Below are 14,163 nucleotides of genomic sequence, written 5' to 3'. Positions count from 1 at the left end.
CACTTCACATCGTGCAAGCCGGACTCTATCGCGTTGCCTCCAAAACCACGTTAAACGGGTGTTTTCTAGGGAAATTCCCGACACACCCCCACCAATTCCCTACCCCTTGTACACATGGCAGTCACGTGCCTGAGACCCGGCTTTACCGGCCAGCCCGGCTTGCCTCAATACAGCAGTTCTAACGCCGTTATCTGACCGACGCATCACACAAGGGATGACGTGCGACGCACTGCTCCAGCACTGCATCGCATGCCAGTCCACCTAACGGCACATTCGCTCAGGTCACTCCATGAATTCCTTTCTGCACCGCTTCAACGTCGGCAAGCGCCTCTCCCTGGCCTTCGGCGTGTTGATCCTTCTGTCCTGCGCGCTGGTGGCCGCCGGCCTGTACACGCTCAGCCAGGCGCGTGAGCGCCTGGACACCATCGTCAACCGCAACATGGCGATGATCCAGTACGCCACCGACATGCTGGACGCCAATGCCACCATCTCGTTGAACCTGCGCAACATCGTGCTGCCGACCACTGCCGAGCAGAATCGCCAGTTCGGCGAAGTGATCGACGCCCAGCGCATCCGCTACAAGGAGCTGCGCGAGAAGCTCTACGCGTTCCCCGCCGACGCGCACGACCAGCAATTGCGCAACGCGCTGGATCTGACCCGCGAGCAGGCGCTGGCGCATAACCAGCAGGTGCGCGAACTGGGCACGGCCGGCAAGGTCGACCAGGCCATGCCGATCCTGCTCGAACGCGCCGCACCGGCCACCCAGCGCTGGCAGGATGCGATCCGCACCTACTCGGACGCGCAGCGCAAGAGCAGCCAGCTGGCCTACGACCAGGCCAATGCCTCGATGGCGCGTGGCCGCGCCATGCTGATCGGCGGCGGCCTGGCCGTGGTGCTGCTGAGCGCCCTGCTGGCCTGGACGATCACCCGCAGCCTCACCGGCCCGTTGAACCGCGCCACGCGCGCCGCCGAGGCGATCGCCGACGGCCGGCTCGATAACCAAGTGCACAGCGAGGCCAGCGACGAAACCGGCCGCCTGCTGCAGGCAATGGACAAGATGCAGTCGCAGGTGCGCAACCTGATCACCGCGCAGCTGGACATGGCCAAGCGCCACGACAACGGCCAGATCAGCTTCCGCATGGATGCCGACGCGTTCCCGGGCGACTACGGCCGCATGGCCGGCGATACCAACGCCCTGGTCGACAGCCACGTCCAGGTCACGCTGCGTCTTGCGCAGATCATGGGCCGCTACGCCATCGGCGACCTCAGCGAGGACATGGACGCGCTGCCCGGCGAAAAGGCCAGGCTGACCGACACCATGGCGCAGGTGAAAACCAACCTGGCGGCGATGAATCAGCAGATCAAGCAGCTGGCGCAGTCCGCTGCCGACGGCGACTTCGGCGCACGCGGCGATGCGGCGCAGTTCCAGTTCGATTTCCGCGTCATGGTCGAGAGCCTCAACCAGTTGATGGCCACCGCCGATGGCAGCCTGCAGTCGTTGTCGGGCATCCTGCGTGCGATTGCGGCGGGCGACCTGACTGCGCGCATGGACGGCGAGTTCAAGGGTGTGTTCGCACAGATGCGCGACGACGCCAACGCAACGGCGACCCAGTTGTCCGGCATCGTCGGGCATATCCAGCACTCGGCCACCTCGATCAATGCCGCCGCCAGCGAGATCGCTGCCGGCAATCAGGACCTGTCGCAGCGCACCGAGCAGCAGGCCGCCAACCTCGAGGAAACCGCTGCCTCGATGGAAGAACTCACCTCCACCGTGCGCCAGAATGCCGAAAGCGCACGCCAGGCCAATCAACTCGCCATCGGTGCCGCCAGCGTGGCCTCGCAGGGTGGCGAGGTGGTCAGCAAGGTGGTCGACACCATGAGCGGCATCGAGGCCTCGTCCAAGCGCATTGCCGACATCATCAGCGTCATCGACGGCATCTCGTTCCAGACCAACATCCTGGCCTTGAATGCCGCCGTGGAAGCGGCGCGTGCCGGCGACCAGGGCCGCGGCTTTGCGGTGGTCGCCTCCGAGGTGCGCACCCTGGCACAGCGTTCGTCGGCGGCGGCCAAGGAGATCAAGAGCCTGATCGACGACTCCGTGCAGCGGGTGGCCGACGGTTCGCAGCTGGTGGACCAGGCCGGCAAGACCATGGCAGAGATCGTCGCCAGCGTGCAGCGTGTCACCAACATCATGGGCGAGATCTCCGCCGCCTCGCAGGAACAGTCGGCCGGCATCGAGCAGGTCAACCAGACCGTCACCCACATGGACGAAGCTACTCAGCAGAACGCCGCGCTGGTGGAAGAAGCCACCGCCGCCGCCCGCGCGATGGAAGAACAGGCCCAGCAGCTCACCGAGGCGGTGGCCGTGTTCAAGATTGTCGAGCAGGGCCCGGCCGCACGTCAGCCCGCGTCGATGGTCGCTGCGCCGGTCAATGCACGCTTTGCCGCCCGCCCGACCGCACGTGCCGGCAGCAACGCAGCGCCACGCCGCAGCACCGCAGGCACGGCGACAGCGGCAGCCACGGCAGGCCCCAGCGACTGGCAGGAGTTCTGAGCCCCACCGCAACGCGTGACACCCGCAATCTCCAGAAACACCATTCGAGCGTAGTTTGATTCGGTGACGAATCTTGAGGGTCGCTTCCTAGCGAGGGAAGCGGCCCTTTTTTTGTTCCGGGCATCGGTCTACATCGGCCGGCGGGCGTCAGACGGAGCGTCAGGCGACGCGTCATATTTCATCAAAAACTAACAATCGCCACAGTGCGGCAACCGCCTAATCCGGCAAGCGAACTGGACAATTGTGCGGATTTCGACACAAACCATCAATTAATTGCATAAACGGCCGCTATCGACTTCACGCATCCGTAACGCCCTCCCCCGGGCAAGGTCGATCCCTCATGCACTCCTTCAACCGCCTGTCCGTCGGCACCCGGCTGTCCGCGCTGCTGACGTTGGTGATTGCGCTCTCCCTCGGCCTGCTGGCCCTGACCATCTACCGCCAGTCCGCCGACGACATCGAATCCCAGGTCAAGGCCGAGCTGCGCTCCAGCACCCGGTTGATGCAGCAGTCGGTGGCGATGTACGACGTCACCCTGACCGAGGGCACCCAGCGCCTGGGCAGCGTGTTCGAGACCATGCTCCCCAGCGGCGAGCGCAGCCTCGACACCGCCAGCACCGTCGTCATCGGCGAGCAGCAGACGCCGTCGCTGCGGGCCGGCAAGCAGGTACTGAACCTCAACGTCGACGCGGTGGATCGCTTTGCGCAGACCGCCGGCGGGGTCGCCACGATCTTCGCGCGCACCGGCGACGACTTCGTGCGCATCACCACCTCGCTGCGCAACAAGCAGAACGAACGCGTGGTCGGCACCCTGCTCGACCGCAAGGGCAAGGCCTACGCCGCGCTGTCGCAAGGCAAGGCCTTCACCGGCCAGGCACAGCTGTTCGGCGAGCAGTACATGACCCATTACCAGCCGCTGCGCAATGCCGCCGGCGAGGTGATCGGCGCCCTGTTCGTCGGGCGCAACTACACCCAGGGCCTGGCCGCGCTGAAGGCGCAGGTCAGCACCACCAAGCTGGGCCAGGACGGTTATTTCCTCATCGTCGACATGGCGCCGGGCGAGCACCAGGGCCAGGTCATCGCCGCACCGCCGGGCACACCGGCCACGCTGGCGGCGCTGGTGCCGGCCGAGCAGCAATCGCTGCTGCAGTCGGTGCTGGACGGCAAGCAGCCCAGCGCCAACCTGCAGTTGCGCGATGCCCAGGGCAACGCCCAGGCCTTCGAAGTCACCGCCCAGCGCTACGCGCCGTGGCAGTGGGCGGTGATCGGCACCCAGCCGCGCAGCGCCATCGACGGCCCGCTGGACGAGCTGATGGGCAGCATGCTGCTGTTCTCGCTGGTGGTGCTGGGCCTGTGCATTGCAGTGGTCTTCATCGCCGCGCGCAAAATGGTCACCCGCCCGCTGCTGGCGGTGGAACGCGTGCTCGGCGACGTCGCTGCCGGGCGCCTGGACAATCCCATCGAGATCGACCGCCACGACGAACTCGGTCGCCTGCTGCTCAATGCACGCGCCATGCGCGACGACCTGCGCGCGCGGCTGCAACGCGATCAGCTGATCGCCAGCGAAGCGCTGCGCGTGCGCACCGCGCTGGACGATGTCAGCACCAACGTGATGATCGCCGATGCCGATCGCCGCATCATCTACGTCAACCGCCCGCTGCAACGCATGCTCAAGAGCGTGCAGGACGAACTGCGCCGCGACCTGCCCAACTTCGATGCCGATGCGCTGATCGATGCCAGCATCGACCAGTTCCATCGCAAGCCCGAGCACCAGGCACGCATGCTCGACCAGCTCACCGGCACCCACACCGCGCAGATCCATGTCGGTGGCCGCACCATGCGGCTGGTGGTCAACCCGGTGCTGGGCGCGGCCGGCGAGCGCATGGGCTTTGTGGTCGAGTGGGCCGACCGCACCCAGGAAGTCCAGGTGGAACAGGAGGTCGCACGTATCGTGCAGGCCGCCGCCGCCGGCGACCTGAGCGAGCGCGTCGGCCTGGAAGGCAAGCAGGGGTTCCTGCTGCTGCTCGCCCAGCAACTCAACGCGCTGCTGGACAACAATGCGGACGGGCTGTCGCGCGTGTCCGCCCTGCTCTCTGCGTTGTCGCAGGGCGATCTGACCGCGCGCATGGACGGCGACCTGCAAGGCGTGTTCGCCACCATCCGCGACGACGCCAATGCCACCGCCGACCAACTGGCCGGCATCGTGCGCCGGATCAAGGACTCTTCGCTGGCGATCAACTCGGCCGCCACCGAGATCGCCACCGGCAATGGCGACCTATCGCGTCGCACCGAACAGCAGGCCGCCGCCCTGGAAGAAACCGCCGCCTCGATGGAGGAGCTCACCGCCACCGTCAAGCAGAATGCCGACAACGCCGACCAGGCCAATCGGCTGGTGCTGGACGCTGCCGGCGTGGCGGCCCAGGGCGGCGATGTGGTCGGCCGCGTGGTCACCACCATGGCCGACATCGACACCTCGTCCAAGAAGATCGCCGAGATCATCGGCGTCATCGACGGCATCGCCTTCCAGACCAATATCCTGGCCTTGAACGCGGCAGTGGAAGCCGCCCGCGCCGGCGAACAGGGCCGCGGATTTGCCGTGGTCGCCTCGGAAGTACGTACGCTCGCACAGCGTTCGGCCGGCGCAGCCAAGGAGATCAAGCACCTGATCCAGGACTCGGTGACCCGCATCGGCAACGGCGCCGCACTGGCGTCCGAAGCCGGCAGCACCATGCAGCAGGTGGTCAGCTCGGTGCAGCGCGTCACCGACATCATGAGCGAGATCACCAGCGCCTCGCGCGAGCAGGCCGCCGGCATCACCCAGGTCAACCAGACCGTCACCCAGATGGACGAAACCACCCAGCAGAACGCCGCCCTGGTGGAAGAAGCCACAGCGGCTGCACGCGCGATGGAAGACCAGGCCGCGCAACTGGTGGATGCAGTGGCCGTGTTCCGCCTGGAACAGCAGGACCAACTGAACACCTTGCTGGCCAACGCACGCCACGCCTACACCTGATGCGACAGACGACGACGCGCCCATCGAATATGTAAATCGAGGGCGCGATGCCCTCGCCGCTCGCGGAAACGCCGTGAATCCGTCAGCGAAGACTGCGTCGCGTCGTTTAGGCGCGATCCTGATTGAATCAAAAAGCTCAGTGAGTCGAGTGCGCGGTGCCCTCGCCGCTCGCGGGACACGCCGTGAATCCGTCCATGGAGGCTCCTTGGCGGCATGCATGCCGCCAAGGGTCCCGCAACCGGCAAGGACACCGCGCCAGACAGTTGGCAGGCTGCTTTCTTGAAGGCTTGTTGTGCGGCTCGTGATAGAAGATTGTTGAACGCGCAATCCGAACAACGCGCATCAAGCACTGCTCTTACCGTGCACACCGACCATCTTCACTGGTCCTTGCCCGCCCACCGTCGCGGGACCTTACGCGGCATGGATGCCGCGTAAGAGCCTACACGGACGTACCTGCGGCGTGTCCTGCGATGGTGGGCGGGCAAGGGCCCTGCAGCAAAGTCACAGATCACCCGCTCTGCGACTGATGTATCCGCACTATCCAAGCCCATCGAAACACAGCGCCTGAAAAAACGAGACCCTGGAATCGTTGCCGCGTTCAGACGCGATCAGATGCTCAGATCAAAAGCTCGGTGAGTCGAGTGCGCGGTGCCCTCACCGCTCGCGGGACACGCCGTGAATCCATCCATGGAGGCTCCTTGGCGGCATCCATGCCGCCAAGGGTCCCGCAACCGGCAAGGACATCGCACCAGGGAGTTGGTCGGCTGCTTTCTTGAAAGCGTATTGCTCGGCTTGCGAAGGGAAAATGGTCAGAGGTTGATCGAACGCTTAGTGAGCCGACCAGCGCACGTCATGCGTCGCTTCCACTATGACACCGACCATCTCGACGGGTCATTGCCCGCTCACCGTCGCGGGACCTTACGCGGCATGGATGCCGCGTAAGAGCCTACACGGACGTACTTGCGGCGTGTCCTGCGATGGTGGGCGGGCAATGACCCTGCAGCAAAGTCGCAGATCACCCGCTCTGCGACTGATGTATCCGCACCATCCAAGCCCATCGAAGCACAACGCCTGAAGAAATCGAGACCTACAACCACGCACACCGACTACCTCGAAAGTCCTTGCCCTCTCACCGTCGCGGGACCTTACGCGGCATGGATGCCGCGTAAGAGCCTACACGGACGTACTTGCGGCGTGTCCCGCGATGGTGGGCGGGCAAGGACCCTGCAGCCAAGCGGCAGGACCACGCGCTCTACACTTGATCCATGTGCACTATCCAGCCACTGGGAACACAACACCCAAAGCAACCAACGCTTCATGCAATAGTTTTTGTCAGCCGCTCTTAAAGATTTCGCTTTGCCGCCGATATCAAGGCGACGCCGGGACAACCGTTCCGGCGTCTTCCCGCATCCACAGTGCTTGTGCCCATGTCCCAAGGCGATACCTCAGAGCTGGACCACGACGCCGACCACCTTGCCGAAGGTGACGAGCGCTATCTGCTGCGCAATAAACGGCAGATCCGTGGCCTGCTGCGCCAGTTGCTCGATCAGCGCGCCATCGTGACCATGCATGTGGCCGGGCGCGACATGGCCGTGCCCACTGCCGTGCTCGAGGTGGACGAAGACGACGACTGCGTGATTCTGGACGGCAGCCATAACGAAGCCTCCAACCGCGCCATCCAGGACGCCAAGTACCTGCTGTGCTACGCGCAGCTGGAACGGGTCAATATCCGTTTCCGCCTGGAAACGCCCGAGCGGCTGGAGCGCGACATCCACGTTGCCTTCCGCGCCGAGCTGCCCGAGGCGATGTATCACCTGCAGCGTCGCGAGTCATACCGGCTGGAAACGCCGATCACCGACTCGCCCATCTGCATCATTCGCCAGGACGAAGCACAGGGCGGCAATCTCAACCTGCAGCTGCGCGTGATCGATATCAGCAGCGGTGGCCTGGCCGTCTCGCTCACCGATGGCATGCCCCTGCTCGAACCGCAGCGCACCTACCGCAATTGCACGCTGCAGTTGCCAGACACCGCTCCGATCACCCTGCCGCTGACGGTGTGCAGCCAGTACAAGCAAACCCTGCCCAACGGCAGCGAAGGTTTCCGCGTCGGCATGCAGTTCAGCGACCTGCCACGCGGCGCGGACGAGACCATCCAGCGCTACATCTTCCGGGTCGACCGCCAGCGCAATGCGCGCAAGAGCGGCGTGTTCTGAACCCACCCGCACCAGCCACGGCGCGCGGCTAAAGTTGCCCTGCGCTGCGCCGATGTTGCTAGGGCAATCCTCATCCGCATGCTTTTCCTATAGCTGCAATCCGACACTCAGCCGCAACGCCCGGAGTTTCCATGAACGACAAAAGCACGACCACCGGCACCGGTGGTGAATTCCTCAGCTTCGCCTTGGGCGAAGAACACTACGGCGTGGACATCCTGAAGGTGCAGGAAATCCGCGGCTACGATTCGGTCACCCGCCTGCCCGACGCACCGGACTACATCAAGGGTGTGATCAACCTGCGCGGCACCATCGTGCCGGTGATCGACCTGCGCCTGAAGCTGCGCCTGAAAGAAGCGCGCTACGACGCCTTCACCGTGATGATCGTGCTCAACGTCGAAGACCGCGTGGTCGGCATCGTGGTGGACAGCGTCTCGGACGTGATTCCACTCAACGACGACCAGATCCGCCCCACCCCCGAATTCGGCGCCTCGGTCGACACCCGCTTCATCTCGGGCATCGGCACCCAGGACGACCGCATGCTGATCCTGCTGGATATCGAGACCCTGCTGGACAGCACCGAACTCGGTCAGCAGCAACTGGCCGAAGAAGCGGCCTGATTCAGACCATCTGGTGTCGGGAGCTTCCCGACACGAGACGCACAACGAAGTTGAAGTGAGATAGAAATCACGTTTTTCGGATTCAAGTTGAACGGCGGCTAGCCGATAGCTGAATAGAAGCCCGCGTACACAAACGGGTCACCGTTCGACTTTTGATTCTGGAGAATCCCAATGAAGTTCCTGCTCTCGCTCCTCCCCGTCGCTGCTCTCGTGATCGTTGCTCCCACGCTGTCGGCTCAGTCGCAGGAAATGATTCCGCCGGAAATGGCGACCCGTTTCGTCGGCAAGGACGGCATGGTGTGCGGCAAGGTCGAAAAGGCCAAGTACGCCCAGAGCTCGGAAGGTGAACCCACCTTCCTGTACATGGGCGGCATGTTCCCGCGTCACACCTTCTCGGCCCGCATCGACGGCGCCAACCGCGGCAAGTTCAGCTTTGCCCCGGAAAGCCTGGAAGGCAAGGACGTCTGTGTGCTCGGCAAGATCCAGCGCGACAGCTCGCGTGCCGAAATCGAAGTCAGCTCGCCGGCCAGCCTGAAGCTGGCCACCATCAAGTAATCGCCCACAGATCGCCACGCCCTCGCGCGTGGCGATCTGCTGTTTGCGGTTATGCGCACTGACTTCTATCGGGGAATCGTGTCAATGCAATGGATCAACAATCTGAAATTGATGCCCAAGCTGATGCTGGCGTTCGGCATCGTGCTGCTGATCATGCTGGTGCAGGGCATCATCGCCTATGCCGGCCTGGCGTCGCTCAATAACGTCACCCGCGATCTGGCCGGCAATACCATGTCCAGCGTGCGCGAAGCAGGCGACCTGCGCGGCATGCTCGGCGAATATCGAAATGCGTCTTATCAGAATCTGGTACGCGCCAGCGACTCGGTCAAGCAGGAAGCCAAGGTCCGCGCCAAGCGGCTCCATGGCGAAATCGAAGCCACGATCAAGGGCTACCCCCGCCTGATCGAGAGCCCGCAGCAGAAGAAGTTGTTCGACGTGTTCGTGGCGGACTGGAAGAAGGCAGCGGCCTCCTACGCCAGCGTCGACGAAATGGTCGAGCTCAATCTGCCCGACGATGCCGTCGACACCTTTGTCGGCGAGACCCGCACCCTGCACAACAAGGCCAAGGATTCGCTGGCCGCGTTGATCGTCGAAGACAACACGTTGGCGCAGGCTGCCAAGAACAAGGCCGAAAAAGTCCATGCCACCTCGGTCTCGCTGACCGTGATGGTGCTGTTGATCGGCATCGCCGGTGGTCTGGGCCTGGCATTCCTATTCGCACGTTCCATCGTCAAGAGCATGCGCGGCGCTGTTTCCACCGCCACCGAAATCGCCAGCGGCAAGCTGGATGGCCAGATCAATGTGCAGGGCCAGGACGAAGTGGGCGAACTGATGCGCTCCATGCACCGCATGCAGCGCGACCTGAAGGAACGCATCGAACGCGATCAGAAGATCGCCGACGAAAACCTGCGCATCCGTACCGCGCTGGACAAATCATCCACCAGCACCTTCATCACCAACGCCGACCGGGTCATGATCTACGCCAACGAGGCGTTCATGAAGCTGGTCACGCATTACGAAGGCAGCATTCGTCTGTCCTCGCCCGATTTTGAAGCCAGCAAGATCATCGGCCAGCACATCAGCTATCTCGGCCTGCCCGAAACGACCGTGCGCAAGGCCATCGCAGCACTGGAACGCGACGGCATCACCAGCTTCGAAGAGCGCTACGGCGAGTTTGTGATGATGCAGACCGTCACCGTCATCAAGAACGAGCAGGGCGAAAGCACCGGCGATGTCTGCGAATGGCGCGACCGCACCATCGAAGTCCAGGTTGAAGAAGAAGTCGCCCGCATCGTGCGTGCCGCCGCCAGCGGCGACATGAGCGGCCGGGTGGAAACCGACGGCAAGCAGGGCTTCTTCCTGCAGCTGGCCCAGCAGCTCAACGGCCTGCTGGATGCCAACGCCGGCAGCCTGGAGCAGATCTCCGCGCTGCTGTCGGCGCTGTCGCGCGGCGACCTGACCGTGCGCATGCACGGCGAATTCAGCGGCGTGTTCGCGCAGATGCGTGACGATGCCAATGCCACCGCCGAGCAGCTGGCCGACATCGTCGGGCGCATCAAGGTCTCGTCCACCGCGATCAACTCGGCGGCCGGCGAGATCGCCTCCGGCAACAGCGACCTGTCGCATCGTACCGAGCAGCAGGCCGCCAACCTGGAAGAAACCGCTGCCTCGATGGAGGAGCTCACCTCCACCGTCCGGCAGAACGCCGAAAGCGCCCGTCAGGCCAACCAGTTGGCCATTGGCGCCACCGGCGTGGCCTCGCAGGGCGGCGACGTGGTCTCGCAGGTGGTCACCACCATGTCGGGCATCGAAGCCTCGTCCAAGAAGATTGCCGACATCATCTCGGTCATCGATGGCATCGCGTTCCAGACCAACATCCTGGCCTTGAACGCAGCGGTGGAAGCCGCCCGTGCCGGCGAACAGGGTCGCGGCTTTGCCGTGGTCGCCTCGGAAGTGCGTACGCTGGCACAGCGTTCGGCCGGTGCGGCCAAGGAGATCAAGGGCTTGATCGACGACTCCGTGCACAAGGTGGCCGAGGGTTCGGCACTGGTGCGCAAGGCCGGTGCGACCATGGCCGAGATCGTGGCCAGCGTGCAGCGCGTGACCGACATCATGGGCGAGATCTCCGCCGCCTCGCAGGAGCAGTCGGCCGGCATCGAGCAGGTCAACCAGACCATCACCCAGATGGACGAAACCACCCAGCAGAACGCCGCCCTGGTGGAAGAAGCCACTGCGGCCGCACGCTCGATGGAAGAGCAGGCCGGCCACCTGGCCGAAGCGGTGTCGGTGTTCAAGCTGGACGAGCCGGCCTCCCAGGCCGCCCCCGCCGCCCGCGTGCGCGCGGTCGCCTCGCGCCCGGTGGCGGTGAAGTCCGCAGCCAAACCGGCTGCACGCGCAGCGGCCACCTCGTCACGTCCGGCCAAGCCGCAGGCCGCGTTGGCCGACGGTAACTGGCAAGAGTTCTGATCCACCGCTGTCCCCCACCAAGCCCCGGCACTGCCGGGGCTTGGTGTATCTGCGCTCGGCGCAGCGCGCGCTGCCCCGCCGCCGGGTGCGATCGCACCGCCCACGCCGCGCCGGGCACCGTCAGCAGACCCGACTGTCTGCAATACGTGATTGGTGCTTCAGTTGCATGACCACGTGGCCGATATCCAGTCATAGCTAACGACGCGCATGGATATGACGACCACCTCGACTTCCGCTTCAGACACACGCGAATTTGATTTTGGCGACCGCGATTTCAAGCGCGTCTGCGACCTGATCTATCAGCGTGTCGGCATCGCCCTGGCTCCGGCCAAGCGCGACATGGTGTATGGCCGGTTGTCGCGTCGTCTTCGCGTGCTCGGCCTGCGCTCCTTCCGCGACTACCTGGACCAGCTGGAAGCAGGCAACGACGAAGAGGAATGGCAGGCGTTCACCAACGCGCTGACCACCAATCTGACCTCGTTCTTCCGCGAGCCGCACCACTTCGACAAGCTGCGCGAAGAACTGCAAAAGCGCGCCTCGCAGGCACCGTTGAAGATCTGGTCGTGCGCGGCCTCGACCGGTGAGGAGCCCTACTCCATCGCCATCACCGCCTGCGAAGCCTTCGGCACCTTGACCCCGCCGGTCAGCATCGTCGCCACCGACGTCGACACCCAGGTGCTGGAAACCGCCTCGCGCGGCGTCTACGCCATCGACCGCGTCGCCTCGCTGGACGCATCGATCAAGCGCAAGTACTTCCAGCGCGGCAGCGGCCCCAACGAAGGCAAGTGCCGGGTCATCCCGGCGTTGCGCCAGCTCATCGAATACCGCCAGCTGAACCTGCTGGCACCGCGTTACGACGTCGGCGGCCCGTACGCGGCGCTGTTCTGCCGCAACGTGATGATCTATTTCGACAAGCCGACCCAGCGCGGCATCCTGTCGCGGCTGGTCAGCCATATGGGCGACGACGGTCTGCTCTACACCGGGCATTCGGAGAACTACCTGCACGCGGCCGATCTGATCCAGCCGTGCGGGCGCACGCTGTATCGGCGCAGCCCGCGCGCGGGAGCGTCTGCATGAGTACCGCCGTGCAGGTCGACGATGTCATGCGCTACCGCGATTCGCGGTTCCAGACCATCACCGCCAAGCTGCTGCCCACCCAGTACCTGGTGGTCGACGACGACACCGCGTTGACGACCACCTTGGGATCGTGCGTTGCCGCCTGCCTGCGCGACCCGGTCCTGAAGATCGGCGGCATGAATCACTTCCTGTTGCCGGAAGGCCAGGTTGGCGATGGCGCACCCGCGCGTTACGGCAGTTATGCGATGGAGTTGCTGATCAACGACATGCTCAAGCGCGGCGCGCATCGCAAACGCATCGAAGCCAAGGTCTTCGGTGGCGCCAACGTGCTCAAGGGCTTCACCAGCAACCCGGTCGGCACCCGCAACGCCGAGTTCGTGCGCCAGTATCTGCAGGCCGAACACATTCCCATCATTGCCGAAGATCTGTGCGGCATCCATCCGCGCAAGGTGTGGTTCTTCCCGACGACCGGACGCGTGGTCGTGCAGCGTTTGCCGCATGCACACGAAGCCGAAGTCGCCGCCGCCGAATCGGCCGTGCGCGCCCGTCTGTCCAAAGCACCGGTTACCGGTGGAGTGGAGTTGTTCGAATGACGCTGGAAACTCCTGTGCGTGTATTGATCGTCGACGACTCAGCGGTCGTACGCCAGATGCTGACCGAAATCCTCTCGCGCGATGCCGGCATCGAGGTGATCGGCTCGGCCGCCGACCCGATCCTGGCGCGTGAAAAGATCAAACGCCTCAATCCGGACGTGATTACGCTGGATGTGGAAATGCCGCGCATGGACGGCCTGGTGTTTCTGGAAAATCTGATGCGCCTGCGCCCCACTCCGGTAGTGATGATTTCGTCGCTGACCGAGCGTGGCGCCGACACCACCCTGCAGGCCCTGTCGCTGGGTGCGGTGGATTTCGTCTCCAAGCCCAAGATCGACGTCGCACGCGGGCTGGAAGGCTACGCGGAAGAAATCGTCAGCAAGGTCAAGATGGCCTCCAAGGCCAAGGTCAGCGCGCTCAATCGTCCCAGCGCGCCCAAGGTCACCCTGGACATGCAGTCCGCACCGGTTCCCGGCAGCGCGCTGCGCTTCCGCACCACCGACCGCCTGATCGCCATCGGCGCCTCGGCCGGCGGCACCGAAGCCCTGCGCGTGGTGCTCGAACACATGCCCGCCGATGCCCCGGCGGTGGTGATGACCCAGCATCTGCCGGCCAGCTTCAGCACCGCCTTCGCCGAGCGCCTCAATCGCCACTCGGCGATGTCGGTGCGCGAGGCCAGCGATGGCGAGGCGATCCTGCCGGGCCACGCCTACCTGCCGCCGGGCGGCCAGCACCTGCGCATCATCCGCGACGGTGCGCGCTGGCGCTGCCGCATCGACGACGGCCCGCCGGTCAATCGCCACAAGCCGGCGGTGGACGTGCTGTTCCGCTCCGTGGCCGCCAACGCCGGCCCGAATGCGGTCGGCGCCATCCTCACCGGCATGGGTGACGACGGTGCACGCGGCCTGCTGGAAATGTTGCAGGCCGGCGCGCCCACGCTGGTGCAGGACGAAGCCAGCAGCGTGGTGTGGGGCATGCCCGGCGCCGCCTACAAACTGGGTGCCGCGCAGGAAGTGGTGCCGCTGAGCCGCGTTGCCGAGCGCCTGATCGCGCTGTCGGCACAGGCACGCTGATC

9 protein-coding genes are annotated in these 14,163 nt (G+C 64.6%); all 9 read left to right on the top strand.

Going from position 1 to position 14,163, the window contains the following annotated elements; genetic code table 11:
• The first annotated feature begins 289 nt into the window (after positions 1 to 289).
• A complete protein-coding gene (locus AC1PLA_RS10040) occupies positions 290 to 2,554 on the top strand; it encodes a methyl-accepting chemotaxis protein (RefSeq protein WP_102254159.1) in 2,265 nt (754 codons plus the stop codon).
• 340 nt (positions 2,555 to 2,894) lie between these two features.
• Positions 2,895 to 5,567 (top strand): methyl-accepting chemotaxis protein, encoded by a 2,673-nt coding sequence (locus AC1PLA_RS10035; RefSeq protein WP_481106088.1) that lies wholly within the window; start codon positions 2,895 to 2,897, stop codon positions 5,565 to 5,567.
• A gap of 1,427 nt (positions 5,568 to 6,994) precedes the next feature.
• Positions 6,995 to 7,780 (top strand): flagellar brake protein, encoded by a 786-nt coding sequence (locus AC1PLA_RS10030; protein WP_024937698.1) that lies wholly within the window; start codon positions 6,995 to 6,997, stop codon positions 7,778 to 7,780.
• Positions 7,781 to 7,911: 131 nt separating this feature from the next.
• Entirely contained in the window at positions 7,912 to 8,397 is a 486-nt protein-coding gene (locus AC1PLA_RS10025; RefSeq protein WP_016904902.1) for a chemotaxis protein CheW, read from the top strand.
• 171 nt (positions 8,398 to 8,568) lie between these two features.
• Positions 8,569 to 8,952 carry a hypothetical protein gene (locus AC1PLA_RS10020; RefSeq protein ID WP_005993867.1) on the top strand — a complete coding sequence of 128 codons (384 nt, stop codon included), beginning with the start codon at positions 8,569 to 8,571 and terminating at the stop codon, positions 8,950 to 8,952.
• An 84-nt stretch (positions 8,953 to 9,036) separates the two neighbouring features.
• The gene (locus AC1PLA_RS10015; RefSeq protein WP_481106087.1) at positions 9,037 to 11,418 is read left to right on the top strand and encodes a methyl-accepting chemotaxis protein; all 2,382 of its coding nucleotides are present in this window, start codon (positions 9,037 to 9,039) and stop codon (positions 11,416 to 11,418) included.
• 207 nt (positions 11,419 to 11,625) lie between these two features.
• Positions 11,626 to 12,495, top strand: a complete 870-nt coding sequence (locus tag AC1PLA_RS10010) for a CheR family methyltransferase (RefSeq protein WP_024937700.1) — start codon at positions 11,626 to 11,628, stop codon at positions 12,493 to 12,495.
• Entirely contained in the window at positions 12,492 to 13,088 is a 597-nt protein-coding gene (gene cheD / locus AC1PLA_RS10005) for a chemoreceptor glutamine deamidase CheD (RefSeq protein ID WP_024937701.1), read from the top strand. The genes AC1PLA_RS10010 and cheD overlap by 4 nt, the downstream gene beginning before the upstream one ends.
• On the top strand, positions 13,085 to 14,161 hold the full coding sequence (locus AC1PLA_RS10000; RefSeq protein WP_104541965.1) for a protein-glutamate methylesterase/protein-glutamine glutaminase: 1,077 nt from the start codon (positions 13,085 to 13,087) through the stop codon (positions 14,159 to 14,161). Before cheD ends, AC1PLA_RS10000 begins: the two co-directional genes overlap by 4 nt.
• Positions 14,162 to 14,163: the final 2 nt, after the last annotated feature.

Source organism: Xanthomonas sp. NCPPB 1826 (assembly GCF_056725285.1).
This window is presented reverse-complemented; position numbering and strand designations above follow the sequence as displayed.

Excerpts from the sequence above, each read along its gene's own strand:
- AC1PLA_RS10040 (WP_102254159.1), top strand. The coding sequence starts at position 290 with ATGAATTCCTTTCTGCACCGCTTCAACGTCGGCAAGCGCCTCTCCCTG.
- AC1PLA_RS10035 (WP_481106088.1), top strand. The coding sequence starts at position 2,895 with ATGCACTCCTTCAACCGCCTGTCCGTCGGCACCCGGCTGTCCGCGCTG.
- AC1PLA_RS10030 (WP_024937698.1), top strand. The coding sequence starts at position 6,995 with ATGTCCCAAGGCGATACCTCAGAGCTGGACCACGACGCCGACCACCTT.
- AC1PLA_RS10025 (WP_016904902.1), top strand. The coding sequence starts at position 7,912 with ATGAACGACAAAAGCACGACCACCGGCACCGGTGGTGAATTCCTCAGC.
- AC1PLA_RS10020 (WP_005993867.1), top strand. The coding sequence starts at position 8,569 with ATGAAGTTCCTGCTCTCGCTCCTCCCCGTCGCTGCTCTCGTGATCGTT.
- AC1PLA_RS10015 (WP_481106087.1), top strand. The coding sequence starts at position 9,037 with ATGCAATGGATCAACAATCTGAAATTGATGCCCAAGCTGATGCTGGCG.
- AC1PLA_RS10010 (WP_024937700.1), top strand. The coding sequence starts at position 11,626 with ATGGATATGACGACCACCTCGACTTCCGCTTCAGACACACGCGAATTT.
- cheD (WP_024937701.1), top strand. The coding sequence starts at position 12,492 with ATGAGTACCGCCGTGCAGGTCGACGATGTCATGCGCTACCGCGATTCG.
- AC1PLA_RS10000 (WP_104541965.1), top strand. The coding sequence starts at position 13,085 with ATGACGCTGGAAACTCCTGTGCGTGTATTGATCGTCGACGACTCAGCG.